The following is a 22677-nucleotide window of genomic DNA, read 5'->3' as shown; positions in this document are numbered from 1 at the left end:
AGTAAAACCGCTACAAATCTGTTTATCTATATCTTTTTTGTGTTTTTTGAAAATAAAAAAACTTATAATTGAACATATTACAATCTAGAGGATTGTTTATTAATGAAAATTGAATTTCATTTAATTATGCTTTTTTTTTATAAATATTCGTAACTGAAGACTCATAAAATTAAAACCGTTTACTACATTTATCGTCTATGGAATTTTTAAACGAACTACTCAGCGACTTTTCATCTTTGGCTTGGGGATTACCCTTGCTTATTTTATTAATTGGTGGAGGTCTATATTTACTAATACGTTCACATTTTTTACCGTTTCGGTATTTAGGGCACGCCTTAAATGTGCTTAGGGGAAAATATGACGACCCAAATGATCCTGGAGAAATTTCCCATTTTCAAGCTTTAACAACAGCATTATCTGCAACTGTAGGGATGGGCAACATTGCAGGTGTTGCCGTTGCTATTTCAATTGGTGGACCTGGAGCTGTATTTTGGATGTGGATTAGTGCTGTGGTTGGGATGTCTACAAAATTCTTTACTTCTACCTTGGCAATAATGTATCGAGGAAAGGATAGTGCAGGGGAGCTTCAAGGAGGGCCAATGTACTTCATTATGGAAGGCTTAGGGAAATCATGGAAACCTTTAGCTGTATTTTTTAGTCTCTGTGGACTTATAGGCGCCTTGCCTGTTTTTAATGTAAACCAACTGACGCAAGCTTTAAATGATATTTTATTAATTCCGAATGGAGTACAAGTAGGCTTATATACCAATCTCACTATTGGTGTTATTTTAGTGTTTATTACTGGCTTGGTGATTTTAGGAGGTATTAAACGAATTGGTTCTGTTGCTTCGCGTTTAGTGCCAAGTATGGTGGCTTTATACTTTCTATTGGTAATTATCATTCTTATAGCACATAACGATGTGTTATTATATTATTTGAAACTTATATTTACAGACGCCTTCGCTGCTAACTATTTTCCTAAAGATGATACCTTTTTAGGAGGTGTTATAGGTGCTTTAATTCTTCATGGTATAAAACGTGGAGCATTTTCTAATGAAGCCGGAATTGGTACGGCGCCAATGGCACATGGTGCAGCTAAAACGGATGAGCCTATTCGCGAAGGTTTGGTGGCAATGCTTGGACCTGCAATAGATACTTTAATTGTTTGTACGCTTACAGCTTTAGCAATTTTGGTTACTGGTGTTTGGGAAACGACTTCTGATAACGGAGTGAGTCTTACAGCATCAGCTTTTGATGATGTTATGCCTATCTATGGTAAATATCTACTACTAGTTTGTATTGCTGTATTTAGTATGAGCTCCCTATTTTCTTACTCGTATTATGGTACAAAATGTATGTCGTTTCTTTTTGGAGCGGATAAAAAGCACTATTATAATTACTTCTATATCTTGAGTATTTTTATCGGAGCTACGACGAGCTTAAGTATGATGATTAATCTCATTGATGGAGTGTTTGCATTAATGGCGATACCGACTATGTTGGCAACGCTAATCTTAGCTCCAAAAGTGTTAATTGAGCTCAAAGCGTATATTCAACGATTAAAAAACGAGTAATTATTTGCTAACAGAAGCTTTAAATTGTTGAGGAGTCATCATTTCCGTTTTCTTAAATTGTCTGTTGAAATAACTAGTGTTGTTAAATCCAGATTTAAAAGCGATTTCGGACATTCTCAAATTTTGCGATGTTTTAATTAGCTTTTTAGAAAACTTAATCTTTTCCGAATTGATATAGTCAATAGGCGATATGCCTAAGGTGTTTTTAAACTGCTTATGAAAATGAGACGTACTCATGTAAGCTTTCTCTGCTAGTTGATCTACAGAGATATCTCTATTGGTTAAGTTATCTTTTATGAATTTAATAACGGTTCCAATTCTGGTATCCGTAAATATATGATTGTCATTCGTAATTAACGATTTGGCCTTTGTTTGAAGTAATCTTACAATTAATTCCTGAATCATTAAATCCAATAACACATCTTTAGAGGTATTGCTATTAGTAAAAGTATATGTTAGTCGTTCTATTAAATGGTTAACATCTACATTATTTATTAAATGAGAACTGGTGGCATCTAAGTCCCAATTATTGTTTTCATTTTCAATAGCGACATGATGATTAAATTTCCCCACAACTTCTTCAATCTTAAAAGCATCAATTCCTAGCGCTAAACATTGTGTAGGTTCGTTTTTTGAAGCTATTGGAAAATCAATTATCATTTCTTTATTGGTAGGCATTACCACAGATTCTCCCGGAAAAAAATCAAAAGGATTAAAACCTTCTAGATGCATTACCTTTTTTCCGGTGAGCATGCTAGCGATAATGGGAAAGTCAAATTTTAAAGATACTTGTTCGGCAATAACATGAGTTTCATAAATATTTAATTCGGCATATTCAGCATTATAAGTAGTTCTATTTTCTACTAATGTACTCAGTTTTCTATGGCTTTTATGTTGATCTAATAAACCTCTCATATTCAATATTACGAAAAAATAATCTTAAAAATTGTTAATAAGAGATATGTTCAAAATTATAACGGATATGTTCAAGATATTTAAGATATGATAAAATAACTTTATCAAAACTAAAGTATAGATAATTTTTATACTAAATAAATATATAATTAATAATAAAACGTATTAAGGTATGAGCTATTCTAAACCAAAATTTAAAGAGAAGTATTCCAATTTTATAAATGGAAAATTTGTGCCACCTGTAGGTGGAGATTATTTTGAAAACACATCTCCTATAGATGGAAGTGTAATCGCAAAATATCCAAGATCACAAAAAGAAGATGTAGAAAATGCGGTTGAAGCAGCAAATGCAGCTAAAGAAGCCTGGGGAAATACATCAGCAACAGAACGTGCTACACTTTTAAATAAAGTAGCCGATATTATAGAAGCAAATTTAGAAGAGTTTGCGATCGTAGAAACTTGTGATAATGGAAAACCAATCCGCGAAACGCTGAATGCAGATATTCCACTGGCAGTAGATCATTGGCGTTATTTTGCAGCATGCATTAGAGCAGAAGAAGGAAGCGCAACAGAATTAGATCAGAATACCTTATCCATGAATATTAAGGAGCCACTAGGTGTAATTGGTCAGATTATTCCATGGAACTTTCCTTTATTAATGTTGTCATGGAAATTACCTCCAGCATTAGCAACAGGAAATTGTGTAGTTTTAAAACCAGCAGAACAAACGCCATCTTCAGCCACATTATTAATGGAGAAAATTGCAGATGTTTTTCCTCCAGGTGTATTAAATATTATTCATGGTTTTGGTCCCGAAGCAGGAAAACCATTAGCATCAAGTTCTAAAATAGATAAAGTAGCCTTTACAGGTGAAACAACTACAGGACAGTTAATTATGCAATACGCGTCAAAAAATCTAAACCCAGTGACAATGGAATTAGGTGGAAAATCTCCAAACATATTCTTTAATAGCGTAATGGATGAAGACGATGCGTTTTTAGATAAAGCTATCGAGGGAGCTGTTTTATTTGCCTTTAATAAAGGTGAGGTTTGTACCTGTCCTTCAAGAATTTTAGTGCAAGAAGATATTTATGATGCTTTTATGGAGCGTGTAGTGGCAAGAACAAATGCTATTATTCAAGATAATCCTTATGATGTAAACACGCAGGTTGGTGCGCAAGCGTCTAATGATCAATATGAAAAAATTCAATCGTATTTTAAAATTGGAAAGGATGAAGGAGCAAAAGTATTAACAGGTGGTGAGGCTAATAAATTAGAGGGAGATTTAGCAAATGGATTCTACATTAAGCCAACCATATTAGAAGGTCATAACAAAATGCGTGTTTTTCAAGAAGAAATTTTTGGACCAGTCGTTTGTGTTACTAAATTTAAAGATGAAGCTGAAGCTTTAGAAATTGCTAATGATACCATGTATGGACTTGGAGCAGGCGTATGGACGAGAGATGCACACCAGTTATATCAAATACCAAGAGCTATAAAAGCAGGTCGTGTTTGGGTAAATTGCTACCATGCTTATCCAGCACATGCACCATTTGGTGGTTATAAAAAATCTGGATTTGGTAGAGAAAATCACCTTATGATGATGAGTCATTACAGACAAACTAAAAACATGTTAATCTCTTATGATAAGAATAAATTAGGGTTCTTTTAGAATTGTATTAATAGCAAATTAAGGCTGAATTAGACCATTTAATTCAGCCTTTTTTAATATCATAATTATATGAAACGAGTAGAAATAACAGATAAAGCAGTAAAGATTATTAAGCAATTAAAAGCGAAGCATGGTGAATTAATTTTTCATCAGAGTGGAGGTTGTTGTGATGGTTCTGCACCTATGATTTTTGAGAAAGGAGATATGTATCTCGATGAAAGTGATGTGCTTTTAGGTGAGGTAGAAGGTGTAAACTTCTACATGAACCAAGATCAGTTTGAATATTGGAAGCACACACACCTTACTGTAGATGTGACAGAAGGACGCGGATCTAGTTTTTCATTAGAAATCCCATTAGGACTTCGGTTCTTAATTCATTCACGATTATTAACGGAAGAAGAGGAGAATCATTTTAATTCTACAGTTTAATAATCTAAAGAGTTTACGATTAAGAAAGCCTATATATTCAGTATATAGGCTTTTTTGTGTTTTCGTAATTTAACTTATAATTATCATGAATATGATATGTTTTTCGTTTTTAAATTATCAAAAATGAAATATTTTAACTATTCATTATTGTATATGTTGCTAATTTGATATATTTATGCTAAATAACTATATATGACTATAGATTTGTGTCCAAATTGCAGTAGCGATCAGTATGTTAAGAGCGGAATAGTGAATAAAAGGCAACGTTACAAGTGTAAAAAGTGTAATTATTATTTCACAGTTAATAAGATAGGAAAGAAGATAGATGACTACTATGTTAATAAATCACTGCAACTTTATTTAGAAGGGCTCACCTATCGAGAAATTGAGCGCATATTAGGAATTTCTCATGTCAGTGTTATGAATTGGGTAAAAAAATACAATATTAAGCGCCCTTATAACTCTAATTATCACCCGACTTATAAAATTTTAAATGCAAATGAGCTTGGTCGTTATTTTTCAGAGCCTGAAAATATAAAAGGTGCAGGTGTTGTTGTCACTGAATTGGGTGATAAATTTATGCTCATAAAATGGGAGCGATTTAAAGATTAGTATATTAAATTAACAGATAAGTATATAAAATATGAATTAAAGAGATGTTTTTAAGAGCTTAGTAGTGCACACAAAACTAATTTTAAGTACTAACTAATCTTTTTAAACAATGAAGAATCAAACTTTTGTATTGATAGGACTGTTTATCATGTTCTTTCAATTTATGATTGCTCAAGGCTCGCCAGATTATTCTGGTGGACTTAAATTCAAATTCAACGAAGATGGCTCTAAATATCTTCGTCTCATTTCTTGGGCACAAGTCCAAGCCAATTACAATACGGATGACACATTTGACAGTAACGGAAACGAAAACAGTAAATTAAACTTTAATTTACGACGTGCTAGAGTGTTAATGTTCGCTCAAATTAACAAGGACTTTTTAATTCTAACTCATTTTGGATTAAATAGTTTAACAAGTTCCACGTTAAGTCCTACTGGAAAAGGTGATGGTTCTCAACTCTTCTTTCACGATGTTTGGGCGCAATATAATGTAGGCGAAAATCATACTGTTGGTGGAGGATTACATTATTTCAATGGTATTTCTAGATTAAACAATCAAAGTACACTTAATATCATGACGCTAGATAACAACCGTCAGTCATGGGCAACTATTGGTTTGTCAGATCAATTTGCAAGACATTTAGGTGTGTTTATGAAAGGGAAATTCAATAAATTACAATATCGCGTTGCTGTAAACGATGCATCTGTATCTTCTTTAGATGGTCGTACAGCTGTTGCAGGTGGTGATGCCGTTTATAATGGTCGCTCTAATCTTGGTTCTAAAGCTGCAGGAAAAACCTATGCTGGTTATTTCGATTATCATTTTTTAGATCAAGAGTCAAACTTTTTGCCTTATAAAGTTGGTACCTATTTAGGAGAGAAAAAAGTATTCAATATTGGTGCAGGTTTCTTTTTACATCCTGAAGGTTCAGTAATTGATACAGGCACAGCTATTGCACCAAATCTTGAAGGTGAAGATGTATCCATCTTTGCAGTCGATGCTTTTTATGATACACCAATTGGTGAAGACGGAAGTGCTATTACTGCGTATGCTGTCTATCAAAATAGTAACTACGGAAAAAACTATTTATATAGCGCATACGGAACAGGAAGTATGCTTTATGGTCATGTAGGTTATGTTCTCAATGGTGATAAATTAAAAACTAGATTTCAACCTTACTTCAGTTACGGAACACATAGTTATGATGCTGTTGATGATAACAAATCTACATTAGGTGTTGGCATCAATGCTTATATGAGCGGACATAATTCAAAATTAACTTTAGAATACATGAATCAAAGCTTTGGATCGGTAGACACTAGTACTATTTCGCTTCAGGCTATGATTTACCTATAAAAACTAAGAAACTATGAGTAACAAACAGGATCACGCAACAGCGTACTGGAAAGAAAATGTGAAGTATCTAGCCATACTTCTAACAATATGGTTTGTAGTATCCTTTGGGTGTGGCATTCTATTTAGAGAAGAGTTAAACCAATTTAAGCTAGGTGGTTTTAAACTAGGATTTTGGTTTGCGCAACAAGGGTCTATATATGTATTCGTGGTATTAATATTCGTTTATGTAAGATTAATGAACAAACTAGATAAAAAATACGGTTACGACGAGTAAGCCTTAACTAACAACATTAAATAAAAATATTATGAGTGTACAAACATGGACTTGGTTATTAGTCGGCATTACTTTTGCGCTGTATTTCGGAATCGCAATTTGGGCTAGAGCTGGCTCAACTAAAGAATTTTATGTTGCCGGTGGAGGTGTTTCGCCATTAGCAAATGGTATGGCAACGGCTGCTGATTGGATGAGTGCCGCTTCCTTTATAAGTATGGCAGGTATTATTTCCTTCGCAGGTTACGATGGCTCTGTTTACCTTATGGGATGGACAGGTGGTTATGTACTTTTAGCATTACTTTTAGCGCCTTATTTGCGGAAGTTTGGGAAGTTTACAGTTCCCGATTTTATTGGAGATCGCTACTATTCAAACACTGCAAGAACGGTGGCTGTAATTTGTGCGTTAATCGTTTCATTTACTTACGTTGCAGGTCAAATGCGTGGTGTTGGAATTGTGTTTTCTCAATTTTTACAGGTAGATATTACTGTAGGTGTGATTATAGGAATGACAGTGGTACTGGCTTTCGCCTTATTGGGTGGTATGAAAGGAATCACATACACGCAAGTGGCACAATATTGTGTTTTGATTTTTGCCTTTATGGTGCCAGCATTCTTTATTTCATTGCAAATGACAGGAAATATAATTCCTCAAATAGGAATGGGTGGTAAAGTTGAAGGCGGAGCATTTCTTATCGATAAATTAGATTCTTTACATACAGAATTAGGGTTTCATGAATATACAAGCGGAACCAAAAGTACTTGGGATGTATTTGCAATTACTTTAGCGTTAATGGCTGGTACTGCTGGTTTACCTCACGTTATTGTTCGCTTTTTTACAGTGCCTAAAGTGAAAGATGCACGTAAATCTGCAGGATATGCATTATTTTTAATTGCTATTTTGTATACAACAGCGCCTGCTGTAGCCGTTTTTTCTAGAACTAATTTAATTGAAACGGTAAGTAACCAACGTTATGATGAAATTCCGGTTTGGTTTAAAAACTGGGAGAATACAGGCTTAATTGCTTGGTCTGATAAAAATGGCGATGGTAAAATTCAATATGTTGCAGGAAACGCATTGTCTAGTAGTAAGCCAGAATTTACAGATGCTAGGGGAGAACATGGTGAGCGTATTGTTGCTAACAGTAGCGGTGAAGTCAATGAATTATATGTGGATAGAGATATCATGGTATTAGCAAATCCTGAAATTGCAAACTTACCAAACTGGGTCATTGGATTGGTAGCAGCCGGTGGACTTGCAGCAGCTTTATCTACAGCTGCAGGATTACTTTTAGTAATTTCTACATCCGTTTCTCATGATTTAATTAAGAAACAATTGCGACCAGATATTTCTGATAAAAATGAATTAAGAGCAGCAAGAATTTCAATTTTTGTAGCGATTTTAATTGCAGGTTACTTCGGGATTAATCCACCAGGATTTGTCGCCGCCGTCGTCGCGCTCGCCTTTGGTCTTGCCGCGGCATCTTTTTTTCCTGCCATTATTTTAGGGATTTTTGATAAACGAATGAATAAAGAAGGTGCTATTGCAGGTATGATCGTTGGTATTACATTAATGATGTACTACATGATGCGATTTAAACTTGATATGTTTGGAGGAGGAACCAGTGAAGATTGGTGGTTTGGAACATCACCAGAAGGTTTTGGAACTATTGCCATGTGTGTCAATTTTGTAGTTTCTGTAGTTATTTCAAGATTATCAGTTGCACCACCTCAAGAGGTTCAAGATATGGTTGAAAGTATCAGAATACCTTCAGGAGCAGGAGAAGCACAAGACCATTAAAAAGTTAATGTTTATATATCATTATTTTAATTTTACTTAGTTAGAGAATCAGTATTGCAATTTTTGTAATACTGATTTCTTATATTAGTAGATATTTAGTTGTTTCTATTAATAATTACGAATTCATGAAAAAACGTCACGAGCAAAAGCTAGTTGTGTTATCAATAGCTTTGTTTTTTGTATTCAATATTCCCTTTGTCCTCATTTTTAATTTTGAAGGCGCCATTTTTGGGATTCCAACACTATACTTTTCGCTATTTACGTTTTGGATGATTTCAATTGTGATTTCATATATCGTTTTAAAACGCCATTATGAATAGTTACGCCGTAATCATTATCATTATTATCTATTTAGCAATGTTGTTTTATATTGCTTTTCTTGCTGAAAAGAAACGACAAAGTAAATGGGTAAATAATCCATACGTCTACACCTTGTCTTTAGCGGTTTATTGTTCAGCATGGACGTATTATGGAAGCGTAGGTATTGCCGCTAATTCCGGAATCCATTTTTTACCAATCTATTTAGGGCCTGTTATTGCTGCACCTCTATGGATTGTTGTGCTTCGGAAAATTATAAGAATATCTAAGCAACATAAAATTTCATCTATTGCAGATTTTATTTCTTTACGTTACGGAAATAATAGGTTTTTAGGTGCATTAGTTACTGTGATTTGTCTTTTTGGTACCTTGCCTTATATTTCTTTACAGTTGAAGGCCGTCTCAGAAACCTTCGAAATTATATCTGGAGATAATAGTTATGTTTCTACCACCGTAATTGACGATTCTACATTTTACATCGCTTTATTGTTAGCCATATTCGCTGCTTTTTTTGGAACTCAAAATACAGATGCTTCAGAAAAACATAAAGGAATTGTTGCCACAGTAGCATTAGAATCGATGTTGAAATTGTTGTTTTTTCTAGCAATAGGAACGTATATTACATTCTACTTGTTTGATGGGACTTCGGATATTTATGAGAAAATTTCTGTAACAGATAACTTTAAAGAATTAACTACACTTGGTAAAGTAGAGGATGGTTTTAATTGGTTCTTCATGATCGCTTTATCATTTATGGTCGTGTTTTTATTACCAAGACAGTTTCAAGTTGCCGTTTTAGAGAATAACAGAGAAAAACATCTTAAGAAGGCTATTTGGTTATTTCCATTGTATTTATTGTTGTTTAATATCTTTGTCATCTTTATTGCTTGGGCAGGGAAACTCACTTTTGGGTCCACAGAAAATGCAGAATACTATACGCTATTATTGCCCTTAGAATATGGTAATACCTTTTTGGCAACGCTTGTGTTTTTAGGTGGGTTTTCAGCGGTGATTTCTATGGTTGTAGTGTCTACTTTGGCGTTGTCTACAATGGTGAGTAATAACTTGGTAATTCCATATGGGTTCTTAGATAAATTCATAAAAAATCAACCGGAACGCAATTCAAAATACATTAAGACTATCCGTCGTGTTTCTATTTTTACCATCATTATCGCAGCATATTTCTTTTATGTAATTTTTTCAAAAGCACTATCGCTGTATTCCATAGGTTTAATATCGTTTGTGATTATATCTCAGTTAGCACCATCTTTTTTTATAGGTTTATATTGGAATCGTGGCTCTTCAAAAGGCGCCATTATTGGAATGATAGTCGGTTTTTGTATTGCTATATACACCTTGGTTTTGCCGTTTACATTGGAAGCTTATACAGGTACAGACGATTTTCGTCAATATGGATTAATGGGTATTGAAGCCTTAAAACCCTATGCCTTATTTGGAATTGATTTTCTAAGTCCACCAGCTCACGCTTTTTTCTGGAGTATAACCTTTAATTTGTTTAGCTATTTAATGTTTTCATTAATGTCTAAAGGAAATTATAGAGAACGTAATTATGCTGAAATGTTTGTAGATAGTAAAAACTTTACAAATCTTCAGGATAATGCCTTGGTTTGGAAAGGTGAAGCTTATGTGGCAGATATTAAAAATGTTTTAGCACGATTCTTAGGTGAAAAAAGAGCGAATCGTGCTTTAAAAATATTTTTCACAAAGTATAAATTATCTCAAGATACACAGTTGGCAGATGCACGTTTAATTAATTTTTCAGAAAAACTCTTAACAGGAAGTATTGGTTCTGCATCAGCAAAAATATTAATTGCAAGTGTGGTTAAGGAAGAGCAGATTAGTTTGGTTGAGGTTTTAAAGATTTTAGAGGAATCTAAAGAGAACATAGTTAGCAATAAAGTACTTCTAGAAAAGTCGAATGAGTTATCTCAATTAACATCTCAATTGAAAGAAGCTAATGAAGAGTTGATAGATAAAGACAAGCAAAAAGATGAATTTTTAGATACTGTCGCCCATGAGTTAAAAACGCCAATAACAGGAATTCGTGCAGCAGCCGAAGTCATTCTAGATGATGAGGAAATGCCTAAAGAAATTAAAGTCCAATTTTTAAAGAATATTTTACAAGATTCGGATCGTTTAGGGCGCTTAATCAAGAATATTTTAGATTTTGAAAAATTAGAAACAGGTGGTTTGCATTTAGACTTACAACCACAAGATATTCAAAAAACAATTGGTAAAGCTATTGCTAGTGTTTCTCAAATTGCATCAAAAAAAGAAGTTTTAATTGTAAATAACAATATGCATCCTTTTGTAATTAACTATGATGAAGACCGTATTCTTCAAGTGTTGACTAACTTATTATCTAATGCTATTAAATTTTGCGAAACAAAAACAGGAAAAATTATAGTCGATTATAAGATCGGTAACCAAGTCGTTGAAATCTCAGTAGCAGATAATGGAAAAGGAATTCCGGAAGAAGATTTTATTTATATTTTCGATAAATTTTACCAATCTAAAAATCAAAATACAAGAAAACCAGAGGGTAGTGGGTTAGGTTTAGCGATTACAAAACAAATAGTAGAAAAGCATAAAGGGAAAATTTGGGCCAAAAAAGATATAAAAAATGGTGCAACGCTTGTTTTTACAATACCTTTTGAGTAAATTGATACCCTAAAGTATGACGAAGAAAATTTTAATTGTTGACGATGAGCCAAATATTGTGATGTCGTTAGAGTACACCTTCAAAAAACAAGGTTTTGAAGTGTTTATTGCAAGAGATGGAAGTGAGGCTTTAGAAATATTAAAAGATCATACGCCTAACGTTGTTTTGTTAGATATTATGATGCCAAATGTAGATGGGTATCAAACCTTAACATTTATAAAAGAATCTGAAAGTCTAAAACATATAAAAGTTGTGTTTTTGACAGCTAAAAATAAAGCTTCAGACGTTGAAAAAGGTTTAAAACTTGGAGCGGATAAATATTTAACCAAACCTTTTTCAGTAAAAAAAATAGTTTCAGAAATATTGGAACTTGTGACTTAGAAATAGTCTGTTAAGTCTTTTTTAAAATTGGTTTTGTGTGCAAACAAACTAAGTTTAATTAAAATTTAAAGACATGAAATTTCACATTAACCCATTAGCGTCAGATATAATTATAAGTATCTATGTTATAGCTACGCTGTTTTTAAGGTTTAAATACGAAAATATTACAAACGTAACTCCTATGCTTTCAATAGTTATGGGAATTTGTTTTGTGGTCATTATTTGGGTGCTTATCAAACTTCAAATACTCAATCCTAATTGGTTTGGCTTACTTAACTCTAAAAAAGGAAAGTCGTGAAATACCAAAATTTTTATAACGAAAGCATCAGTAATCCAGAACAATTTTGGAAAACTCAAGCTAATGAAATCGATTGGTTTAAATCACCTAAAATCATATTGTCTAAGGATAAGTATGACTATAATCAGTGGTTTGAAGATGGGAAACTTAACCTCAGTTATTTGTGTATAGATAAACATATTAATGATGGTTATGGAGAGCAAAATGCGCTTATTTATGATTCTCCTGTTACCAATACAAAACAACATATTACATTTAATCAGCTACATTACGAAGTTTCAAAATTAGCTGGTGGATTGCAAAAGTTAGGCCTTAAAAAAGGAGATACTTGTATTATTTATATGCCTATGATTCCGCAAGCTATTTTTTCTATGTTGGCTTGTGCTAGACTTGGTGTTATTCACTCCGTTGTATTTGGTGGTTTTGCGCCACATGAGTTGGCAATTCGTATTGATGATTGTAAGCCAAAAGCAATTATTACAGCATCAAACGGAGTAGAAATTAAGCGTATTATTCCTTACAAACCGTTTGTAGATGAAGCCATTGTAAAATCTGAAAATAAGCCAGAACATGTTATTGTTTTCGATAGGCAATTGGGTGTCGAGATCCCTGAGAAAGATTATGATGTAGATTATAGAACTTTAGTCGAAGAATCACCTTCAATAGAGGCGGTTTCAGTAGAGTCCACACATCCTTTATATATCTTGTATACTTCAGGAACCACTGGGACACCAAAAGGAATTATTAGAGATACAGGTGGTTATGCTATAGCTTTGAAGTTTTCTATGAAATCTATTTATGGTGTCGATGAAGGTGAAGTATTTTGGGCAGCAAGTGATGTTGGTTGGGTTGTAGGTCATAGTTTTATAGCTTACGGACCGTTGCTTAATAGAAATGCAACTATTGTTTTTGAAGGTAAACCAATTAAAACACCAGATGCTTCTACGTTTTGGCGCGTTATAAATGAACATAATGTAAAAGCAATGTTTACAGCTCCAACAGCAATTAGAGCAATTAAAAAAGAAGATCCTAATGGAGATCTGTTAAAACCATATGACTTATCCTGTTTAAAATATTTGTTTTTAGCTGGCGAACGTTGTGATGTCGCGACCTTAACTTGGGCAGAGCATCATTTAAATATTCCTGTAATAGATCATTGGTGGCAAACCGAAAGTGGTTGGCCAATGTTGGCGAATATGGTTGGCGTAAGCTTACAGCCAATAAAGCCAGGATCTGCAGGTCTTCCTGTTTCGGGTTATGATATAAAAGTTTTAAATGAAGATGGTGAGGAGGTTGAATCTACTGTAGAGGGATACGTAACTGTAAAGTTACCATTGCCTCCAGGAACATTAAGTAATCTTTGGGGAAATCCAGAGCGTTTCAAGTTCGGTTATTTAAATCGTTTTCCAGGTTATTATTTTTCAGGGGATGGAGGTTATATTGATGAAGACGGTTATGTATTCATTACAGGTCGTGTAGATGATATAATTAATGTCGCTGGTCACCGTTTATCTACCGCAGAAATGGAAGAAATAGTAGCGTCACATAATGCTGTTGCAGAATGTGCTGTATTTGGAGTGCATTGCGAAATTAAAGGGCAAAAGCCTTTAGGTTTAGTTGTGTTAAAAACCGATAAAAACTATGAAAGTACACTTGTAGAAAAAGAAATAGTACAAGATGTTAGGAGAGAAATAGGTGCTGTAGCATCCTTTAGAGATGTACTTGTTGTAGAACGTTTACCAAAAACAAGAAGTGGAAAAACACTTCGGAAACTATTGCGAAATATAGCAGATGAACAACAGTATAATATACCATCAACCATTGATGATGTTGCGATTATAGATGAAATAAAACGAGTATACCAAAATTATAGTATCGGGATATATAAATAAAAACATAACATTCTTACACTTCATATATAAAAGTGGTTAAAGTCCAATAAATCATATTAAATTAAAAAAAGCATGAGTAATTATCATATTAAGCAATTTGAAGAATATTTTCAAGTTTATAGAAAATCAGTCCGTAATCCAGAACAATTTTGGGAAGAAATAGCAGAGGAACATTTTACATGGAAAAAGCGATGGTCTAATGTTTTAAGTTATGACTTTAAGAAAGCTGAATTCAAATGGTTTGAAGACGCCAAACTTAACATCACAGAAAACTGTATAGATAGACATTTACATACTAGAGGAGATAAAACAGCATTGTTATTTGAACCTAATAATCCAAATGATGAGGCAGAACATATTACATATAAGCAGCTCCATGAGCGAGTGTGTAAGTTTGCTAACGTATTAAAAGATAAGGGGATTAAAAAAGGAGATGTCGTTTGTATTTATTTACCCATGATTCCTGAATTAGCAATTTCAGTATTAGCCTGTGCACGGATAGGCGCAATACATTCCGTTATTTTTGCAGGTTTTTCTTCTACTGCAGTTTCTTCCCGAGTTAATGATTGTAATGCCAAAATGGTTATTACGTCCGATGGATCTTATCGTGGTTCTAAAACTATAGATTTAAAAGGTATTGTAGATGAAGCTTTAAATGATACACCAGGTATAGAATCTGTTCTAGTTGTCAATCGTATTAATTCTGGGGTATATATGAAAGAGGATCGTGATGTTTGGATACAACCACTTTTAGACGATGCGAGTGCAGTTTGTAATGCTGAAATTATGGATGCTGAAGATCCGTTATTTATTCTTTATACTTCAGGTTCAACAGGAAAACCAAAAGGTATGGTGCATACCATTGGCGGTTATATGGTTTATACGGCTTATACATTTAAGAATGTTTTTCAATATCGTGAAGATGATATTTATTGGTGTACTGCGGACATTGGTTGGATTACAGGGCATAGTTATATTGTTTATGGACCCTTAGCAAATGGTGCTACATCTGTAATGTTTGAAGGGGTGCCGAGCTATCCAGATTACGGTCGTTTTTGGGATATTGTAGAGAAACATAAAATTTCGCAGTTTTATACGGCACCAACGGCTATTAGGGCATTAGCAAAACAGGGGGCAGAATTTGTAGAAAAATATGATTTGTCGTCTTTAAAAGTTTTAGGGTCTGTAGGAGAGCCAATAAATGAAGAGGCGTGGCATTGGTATGATGAAAACGTTGGAAAAAAGAAAAGCCCGATTGTTGATACATGGTGGCAAACTGAGACGGGCGGTATTATGATTACTCCAATTCCGTTTTCTACGCCAACTAAACCAACTTATGCGACTTTGCCATTTATAGGCGTACAACCAGCTTTAATGGACGAGAGCGGGAAAGAATTAAAAGGTAACCAAGTAGAAGGGCGTTTGTGTATTAAATTTCCATGGCCTTCAATGGCAAGAACCATTTGGGGTAATCATCAACGCTATAAGGACACCTATTTTTCTGCCTATGATAATATGTACTTTACGGGAGATGGAGCCTTAAGAGATGAGGTTGGATACTACAGAATTACGGGTCGTGTAGATGATGTCATAATCGTTTCCGGTCATAATTTAGGAACAGCACCAATTGAAGATGCTATTAATGAGCATCCAGCAGTTTCAGAATCTGCTATTGTAGGATTTCCACATGATGTTAAAGGAAATGCGTTATATGGTTATGTAACCCTAAAAGATGTTGGAGAAAGCCGAAACCATGATAATTTAAGAATGGAAATCAATCAGCTAATTACAGATAGAATTGGTCCTATTGCCAAACTCGATAAAATTCAATTTACGGAAGCATTGCCAAAAACTAGATCAGGTAAAATTATGCGTAGAATTTTAAGAAAGATTGCTGCAAATGAAGTCGATCAATTAGGAGATACAAGTACGTTGCTAAATCCGGAAGTCGTGCAAAGCATAATTGATAATGTGAAATAACACATCATAACATCAAATTTTAAAATCCAAAACTTCAATTTAGTTTTGGATTTTTTTTTGAGTATATAAATTACTATTTAAGATTTAGCTTCTTTGGCTTTATCTATAATCGCTTTTAAACGTGCTTTACGTTCGTCTGATTTAGACTTTAGCTTATTCTTTTTTTGAGCAATGAGTTTGCTATGCTTGGCCTTATTGTTTGTGTTTTTTTCGCGTCCTGTTTTTGCCATGATTTAAGAAATAAATATCTAGAGGCAAAGCTACGCATAATTTAATATAAACGTAAGACTATTGTTAGGGGCTTAGATTCTGCATTACCATTTACTTTTTTTATCTTCGCCTCAAATTAAAAAGAATGTTATGTTAAAGGCTGTTTTATTTGATATGGATGGTGTAATTGTAGATACAGAACCTTTGCATCGCAAAGCCTACTATCAGATGTTTAGTGATGTAAATATTGATGTTGATGAGACACTATATGAATCCTTTACAGGGCAATCTACTATTAATATTTGTAAACGCTTAGTCGATCATTTTAAGATGGATGTCTCTCCTGAAAGTTTAGTAAGTATCAAAAGAAAACACTTTACCTATTTATTCGAAAATGATTCCGATTTAACCTTAATTGAAGGGGTTTTAGAACGCATTAAAGATTATCATGCTAATGGTTTAAAATTGGTTGTAGCATCTTCTGCTTCAATGCCAAATATTAAGCGCATATTCAATCGCTTTGAATTGAATCCATTCTTTATAGGTAAATTTAGTGGAGCCGATTTAGAAAAATCAAAGCCACATCCTGAAATTTTTTTAAAAGCCACAGCGCATACGGGTTTTGAAAAATCGGAATGTATGGTAATTGAAGATTCTACCAACGGTATTAAAGCAGCACATGCCGCTGGTATCTTTTGTGCAGGTTTTAAAAGTGCGCATTCTTCGGGTCAAGATTATTCAAAAGCAAATGTTGTAATTTCCAGTTTCAAGGAAATAGCGTATTCTGAGTCACCTAAATTTTTTAAGCACTAAAATCAGCCTTTTGTCGTTTGAGACGTACTTTTGAATATACTTAATTATTAAAGCTTTAATACATTTTACAGGTTTATGATGTGTTAACCTGTAGTTGTTCTTTCTTTTTAGTTTAACCTGCTGTCTATTAGAATGTTGCTATTTTTGTCTGTGTTAGAAAGATATTCCTTATCTTGTATCTCTTCATTATAAACTAACAAATACCACATCATTATGACTATCAGAAAACGCCATATTTTTAGACTGTTCTCATTGGCATTGCTCGTTTGTGCTGTTATAGTGCCTCAAAACGTAGAGGCTCAGCGCAAAAAGAAAAAAAATAAGACGGAAAAGCCTGCTTCAGCACCTAAAAAGGTAAAATCAATAAAAGAGCTTACCAAATCTAGCAAAAAGATTGAAGGTCTTTTTACCATGTATAGAGATACCATTAATGGATCTTTGCAAATGTTAATAAGTGAAGATCATTTAGATAAAGAGTTTATCCATTTTAATCAAATCTCAAATGGAGTAGTAGATGCTGGTCGGTTCAGAGGAGCTTATGGTGGTTCTAAAGTTTTTAAAGTGAAAAAATATTACGATAAAATAGAATTTGTCTCTCAAAATACATCGTTTTATTTCAATCCTGAAAGTGCAATATCTAAATCTAAAGATGCCAATACGAGTGAAGGCATTATGGCAACAGTAAAAATTGAAGCACACGATGATAAAGAAGGCTTGTATTTAATTAAAGCGGATGATTTATTTTTAAAAGAAACCTTAACTCAAATAAAACCTCCGCGTTTTCCGGGTGCTAGCCCAATGGCGTTTACCTTAGGTAATCTCGATAAGACTAAGACGAAAATTAATAGTATCAAAAATTATGATGATAACACCAATCTTGAAGTAGAATATGTGTATTCAAGTCCTTCAGTAATAAATGGAGGATCTCAAGCTATTGCCGATGGTAGAAATGTAAGTATAAAGATATTCCATAGTTTAATTGCCATTCCAAATAATGACTATGAACCACTATTTGATGATCCTAGAGTGGGTTATTTTACGACGCAAGTTAATGATCAAACAGCTACTAATTCAGCACCCTATAAAGATTTAGTACACCGTTGGAATCTAATTAAAAAAGATCCTGAATTAGCCATTTCAGAACCTATTACACCCATTATTTGGTGGATGGAGAATTCAACTCCTGTAGAATGGAGAGAAACAATTAAAGCGGGAGTTTTAGAGTGGAATAAAGCGTTTGAAAAAGCAGGATTTAAAAATGCTATGGTTGTAAAGTTGCAACCAGATGATGCAGATTGGGATGCTGGAGATATTAATTATAATGTTTTACGTTGGACGTCTTCACCAAACCCACCTTTTGGAGGTTATGGACCAAGTTTTGTAAACCCAAAAACAGGCGAAATTATAGGTGCAGATATTATGTTAGAGTATGTGCATTTTACCAACCGCGTTTTTTATGATCAGTTGTTTGATTTAGCAAAAGCCGATATCGAATTTAGTCCATCAGATTATTTAAAAAAGAATGAAGTATTATGTTCTTTTGGGCATGTAATGCACGAAAACACTTTATTTGGGCAAGCATTAATTGAATCTACAACGGGCTCAGATCTTGAAATGGCTCGTATGAAGAAAGAGTCGATGTTAGCTTTGATTATGCATGAAGTAGGACATACATTGGGTTTAAATCATAATATGAAAGCAAGTCAGCTATTCTCACCTGAACAGTTAGCAGATAAAGATTTTATTGAAGGTAAATGTCTAACAGGTTCTGTAATGGATTATGCAGGTATTAATATTACTAACGACAGATCTATGCAGGGTCAGTATTACGATACATCAGTTGGTCCTTACGATGTTTGGGCTATTCAGTTTGGTTATACACCTTTTGACTCTGAAGGAGAGAAAGTAGCACTGCTTAATAGAAGTACAGAACCCGAATTAATATTTGGTAATGATGCTGATGATATGCGTTCTCCTGGTAAAGCAATCGATCCTAGAGTTATGATAGGTGATTTGTCTAACGATCAAATTGGGTATTCTATTGATAGAATTAAGTTAGTTGATAGTATGATGAGCGACGTTAAAACGAAGTTCTCTAAAACTGGTGAATCTTATCAAGAATTAAGACGTGCTTATTATTTATTAAGTGGTCAACGTGCTACTGCTGTTACTGTTATTTCAAGATTTATCGGTGGTGTTTACGTTGATAGAGCAATGATTGGACAAGAAGGCGGTTCGCAGCCATTTACTCCTGTCAGTTTAGAAGACCAAGAGCGTGCAATGAGCGCCTTAACCACATATGCTTTTGCTCCTACAGCGTTTAGTGCACCAAATGATTTGTATAATGATTTAGCGATGCAACGCCGTGGTTTTGGCTTTATGAGAGGAACAGAAGACCCTAAAATACACGAACAAGTCTTAACATATCAACAGAATGTATTAAGGCATGTATTACATTATAATACTTTGCAGAGAATCACCGATAGTGAATTGTATGGTAATGAATACACTTTATCTCAGTTTATGACTGATTTGAACTCTGCCATTTTTAAAGCAGATATCTATAAAAATATAAATTCGTTTAGACAAAATTTACAAATTTCTTATACCAATACGCTTATTGATATGTTAACAGGAAAACAAAGTAGTCGTTATTCTAATAATGCTAAATCAATGACACTTTATAATTTAAAGCAAATTAGAACTATGGCTACGCCTAATGGTAATATTTCTAGTAAAGCTCATAAGGAACATTTACGTACTTTAATAGATAATGCACTTAAAGAGGTGAAATAAAAAGAAGTATTTAGCATAAAAAAAAGCACAAATTGCATTGCAATTTGTGCTTTTTTAATAATTGTAATTTAATTCTAACCCTCGAATTCCATATCATCTCCACCACCATTTCTGCGATCATCAGAACGGTCTTTGTTGTTTAACCTTTGGTTAAATCTGTAGATGAAAGAAACATTAACTTGACGCTGTCTCCATTGAAATTCGCTATATCGACTGTAGAAATCTGTAGTGGTTACAGATTCGTATTTTCTAGAGTTAAGTAAATCTCTAACGTTTACTGATATTGTTGCTTTTTTATCTAATATTTCTTTACTGAATGCTAAGTCTAAAGAGAAAATACCTTCGGTATCAGATTGTGCATCCTGTCTTGCTCCTCTATAAAATGCGCTTGTTTGCCAATCTATAGCGAGAGGTAAAGTGACTTTAGAACTGAAACGTGCAAACCAACTTGTGTTTTTAGCTCCGTAATCTACTCCATTAAAATCACCCTCTGTTTCAAATTGAAAGAAGTTAAAACTAGAGTTTAAACGTAACCATTTTTCAGGATTATACATAGCTCCTAGTTCAGCTCCAACTCTTTTATTAGTCGCTAAGTTAATAGGAATTGTTCTAATAATATCAATACCATCTGTGGTTGTTTGACCAGTGTTTTCCTGTACACGTTCAAAAGAATCTGTTTCGTGTTGGTAATAAACAGACGAGGTAAGTGTAAACTTTTCCCAACGTTTTAAATAGCCTAAATCAAAAGTGCTAGAGTAAGCAGGGTCTAAATTAGGATTTCCTTGAAAAATATTAGTTCTACTAGAACGAGAAGGGAAAGGGTTAATGTACCAACCACGAGGACGGTTAATTCTTCTATTGTATCCAAGTGTAATACTTTCTTCATTCCCATTGTCGGTTGTATTTAAATTATAAATAAAGTTAACAGTAGGGAATAGACCTAAATAATTATTATTAAAATCAGTATCAATAGGGAAACCGAATTCAGTATTTAATTCTTGTTCTGTAAGGCGTGAATCAATTGTTCCTTTTAATTGCGTGTTTTCTAATCGTAACCCAAATAGGTAAGAGAATTGCCCAATTTTAGATCCGTATTGCGTATATAAAGCGTTTACGTTTTCTGTGTAATCGAATATATTTGAAATAGCCTCATTGATCGAAATAATTCCAGTATCTGTATCTTCTTGATTTAGTTGATAGTCCGTGTTACTATTTTTAAAGTTGCCACGATACCCAGCTTCGAAACGAGAATCTTTTCCTAAAGGTAATACGTAATCTGCTTGAAATAGGTATTCTTTTTGATCTTCGTAAGTGAATTCTTGTTCAATCTGAAATGGTTCTGGTAACGTTTGATTGGTAAAAATATAATCTTCATTTAAGTAAGTGAGTCCATCTTCTTTACTTTTCTCGTATTGAAAGTCAGCAGTCAATTTATGATCGCTGTTCTCGCCAAAACGTTTAACGTAATTAAGTGCAACTTGATACTTGTTGTCTTTTTCCGTTTCTCTTTCTCTCCTAAGTGTTTCTTCTACAATGACATTATTGTTAAAGCGTTCACTACTATTTAGAGAAACGTCTGAATCGTTTCCAAAGTTATAGAATAAACTACCTGTTAAAGAGGAAGATTCATTTAAAAAATATTCCATACCAATATTGGCATTGTAGTTTCTGCTTAAGCGATCAACTTTTTGGTCTTCACGGATTCTTCTGAATTCTGGTTCGTCAATTTGATCGTCGTCATCTAAGGTATCAAAATAGTCAACATCAGTGAAGGTGGTGCGTGGTGCATCAGAATAACGCCAACCAAAATTAGAAAACAAATTATACTTTTCTTTACGGTAGTTTAGAGTCGCAGAAACTCCTAAATTATCAGGATTACCAGCGGTTAAATTTACAGACCCATTAAAGCCTAATGTTTCTTTTTGTCTAAGAATAATATTCAGTATTCCTGCAGTACCTTCAGCATCATATCGCGCAGATGGTGAGGTAATCACTTCGACGCGCTCAATAGCTTCTGCAGGTAACTGACTTAAGATATTACTGTCACCAAAACCTGCCATCGCGGAAGGTTTTCCATTAATTAAAATACGGACATTTTCATTACCTCTAAGGCTTATAGCTCCTTCTACATCTACATCAACAGATGGTACATTATTTAGTGCATCGCTTACGGTTCCGCCTGCAGTAGTTAGATCTTTACCGATATTATAAACTTTTTTGTCTAATTTTATTTCGACAGTAGTCCGCTCTGCAACAACCATAACTTCATTCAAAGACGCTACGTCTAAGGCTAAACTGATCGTACCTAAATTGGTATCTTCGTTAAAATTTTGTTCTGGGAAATTTTTTGTTTTGTAAGAGATGTACTCTACAGAGATAATATAAGCTCCAGACGGAACTTCAATTTTAAAATTACCTTTAGTGTCTGTAATACCACCAGTTATAATTTTACTATCGGCTTTAGTTTTAACAACAACTGTAGCGTATTCTAAAGGGATATTGGTATCTTCTTCAAGAATGGTACCTTCAATCGTTATATCTTCTTGAGCAAAAGAAAGCGTAAAACAAAAAATTGAAAAAAAAGCGGTAATAAGGTGTAATTTCATCACAAATATTTAAAGGTTATTAGTCTGTTAGATTTGCAAAAATACCTTTAGTTTAGTTGAAATTGGTTA

The 22677-nt window shown here is 33.8% G+C and carries 18 protein-coding genes; 15 read left to right on the top strand and 3 right to left on the bottom strand.

Going from position 1 to position 22677, the window contains the following annotated elements:
* The first annotated feature begins 197 nt into the window (after positions 1-197).
* Entirely contained in the window at positions 198-1574 is a 1377-nt protein-coding gene (locus HM986_RS10835; protein WP_179335110.1) for an alanine/glycine:cation symporter family protein, read from the top strand.
* Here HM986_RS10835 and HM986_RS10830 read toward each other — a convergent pair whose 3' ends face one another.
* Positions 1575-2489, bottom strand: a complete 915-nt coding sequence (locus HM986_RS10830) for an AraC family transcriptional regulator (RefSeq protein WP_179335109.1) — start codon at positions 2487-2489, stop codon at positions 1575-1577. It lies immediately after the preceding gene.
* Positions 2490-2661: 172 nt separating this feature from the next.
* Here HM986_RS10830 and HM986_RS10825 point away from each other — a divergent pair, with 172 nt between their 5' ends.
* From HM986_RS10825 to acs, 12 genes are all read left to right on the top strand, one after another.
* Positions 2662-4161 (top strand): aldehyde dehydrogenase family protein, encoded by a 1500-nt coding sequence (locus HM986_RS10825; RefSeq protein ID WP_179335108.1) that lies wholly within the window; start codon positions 2662-2664, stop codon positions 4159-4161.
* 69 nt (positions 4162-4230) lie between these two features.
* Positions 4231-4590 carry a DUF779 domain-containing protein gene (locus HM986_RS10820; RefSeq protein ID WP_179335107.1) on the top strand — a complete coding sequence of 120 codons (360 nt, stop codon included), beginning with the start codon at positions 4231-4233 and terminating at the stop codon, positions 4588-4590.
* Between the two features lie 192 nt (positions 4591-4782).
* Complete coding sequence (locus tag HM986_RS10815; protein ID WP_179312978.1) at positions 4783-5202, top strand: IS1/IS1595 family N-terminal zinc-binding domain-containing protein; 420 nt, start codon at positions 4783-4785, stop codon at positions 5200-5202.
* Positions 5203-5311: 109 nt separating this feature from the next.
* Positions 5312-6559, top strand: coding sequence for a hypothetical protein (locus tag HM986_RS10810; RefSeq protein ID WP_179335106.1), 1248 nt, complete (start codon positions 5312-5314; stop codon positions 6557-6559).
* A gap of 13 nt (positions 6560-6572) precedes the next feature.
* Entirely contained in the window at positions 6573-6833 is a 261-nt protein-coding gene (locus tag HM986_RS10805) for a DUF4212 domain-containing protein (protein ID WP_173589254.1), read from the top strand.
* A gap of 31 nt (positions 6834-6864) precedes the next feature.
* Positions 6865-8631 (top strand): sodium:solute symporter family protein, encoded by a 1767-nt coding sequence (locus HM986_RS10800; RefSeq protein WP_179335105.1) that lies wholly within the window; start codon positions 6865-6867, stop codon positions 8629-8631.
* Positions 8632-8756: 125 nt separating this feature from the next.
* Positions 8757-8951 (top strand): hypothetical protein, encoded by a 195-nt coding sequence (locus tag HM986_RS10795; RefSeq protein ID WP_173589256.1) that lies wholly within the window; start codon positions 8757-8759, stop codon positions 8949-8951.
* Complete coding sequence (locus HM986_RS10790; protein WP_179335104.1) at positions 8944-11631, top strand: sodium:solute symporter family transporter; 2688 nt, start codon at positions 8944-8946, stop codon at positions 11629-11631. Before HM986_RS10795 ends, HM986_RS10790 begins: the two co-directional genes overlap by 8 nt.
* Positions 11632-11647: 16 nt before the next feature.
* Positions 11648-12013 (top strand): response regulator, encoded by a 366-nt coding sequence (locus tag HM986_RS10785; protein WP_179335103.1) that lies wholly within the window; start codon positions 11648-11650, stop codon positions 12011-12013.
* Between the two features lie 73 nt (positions 12014-12086).
* On the top strand, positions 12087-12311 hold the full coding sequence (locus HM986_RS10780) for a hypothetical protein (protein WP_179335102.1): 225 nt from the start codon (positions 12087-12089) through the stop codon (positions 12309-12311).
* Positions 12308-14203: an acetate--CoA ligase gene (locus tag HM986_RS10775; RefSeq protein WP_179335101.1), complete on the top strand. Its 1896-nt coding sequence runs from the start codon at positions 12308-12310 to the stop codon at positions 14201-14203. The genes HM986_RS10780 and HM986_RS10775 overlap by 4 nt, the downstream gene beginning before the upstream one ends.
* Before the next feature lie 72 nt (positions 14204-14275).
* Complete coding sequence (gene acs / locus HM986_RS10770) at positions 14276-16183, top strand: acetate--CoA ligase (RefSeq protein ID WP_179335100.1); 1908 nt, start codon at positions 14276-14278, stop codon at positions 16181-16183.
* A 77-nt stretch (positions 16184-16260) separates the two neighbouring features.
* On the opposite strand, the gene HM986_RS10765 is transcribed toward acs, so the two are convergent.
* The gene (locus HM986_RS10765) at positions 16261-16413 is read right to left on the bottom strand and encodes a hypothetical protein (protein WP_179335099.1); all 153 of its coding nucleotides are present in this window, start codon (positions 16411-16413) and stop codon (positions 16261-16263) included.
* 130 nt (positions 16414-16543) lie between these two features.
* On the opposite strand from HM986_RS10765, the gene HM986_RS10760 reads away from it, so the two are divergent.
* Together HM986_RS10760 and HM986_RS10755 are read left to right on the top strand one after the other, a co-directional pair.
* Positions 16544-17206, top strand: a complete 663-nt coding sequence (locus HM986_RS10760) for an HAD family hydrolase (RefSeq protein ID WP_179335098.1) — start codon at positions 16544-16546, stop codon at positions 17204-17206.
* Between the two features lie 213 nt (positions 17207-17419).
* A complete protein-coding gene (locus HM986_RS10755) occupies positions 17420-20002 on the top strand; it encodes a zinc-dependent metalloprotease (RefSeq protein ID WP_179335097.1) in 2583 nt (860 codons plus the stop codon).
* A gap of 74 nt (positions 20003-20076) precedes the next feature.
* Here the strand turns inward: HM986_RS10755 and HM986_RS10750 are convergent, their stop codons facing one another.
* On the bottom strand, positions 20077-22608 hold the full coding sequence (locus tag HM986_RS10750) for an outer membrane beta-barrel family protein (RefSeq protein WP_179335096.1): 2532 nt from the start codon (positions 22606-22608) through the stop codon (positions 20077-20079).
* Between the last annotated feature and the right edge of the window lie 69 nt (positions 22609-22677).

This window comes from Winogradskyella costae, from assembly GCF_013403865.1.
Classification (GTDB): Bacteria; Bacteroidota; Bacteroidia; order Flavobacteriales; family Flavobacteriaceae; genus Winogradskyella; species Winogradskyella costae.
The sequence above is the reverse complement of the archived record's forward strand: the minus strand, read 5'-3'. Positions and strand labels throughout refer to the sequence as shown.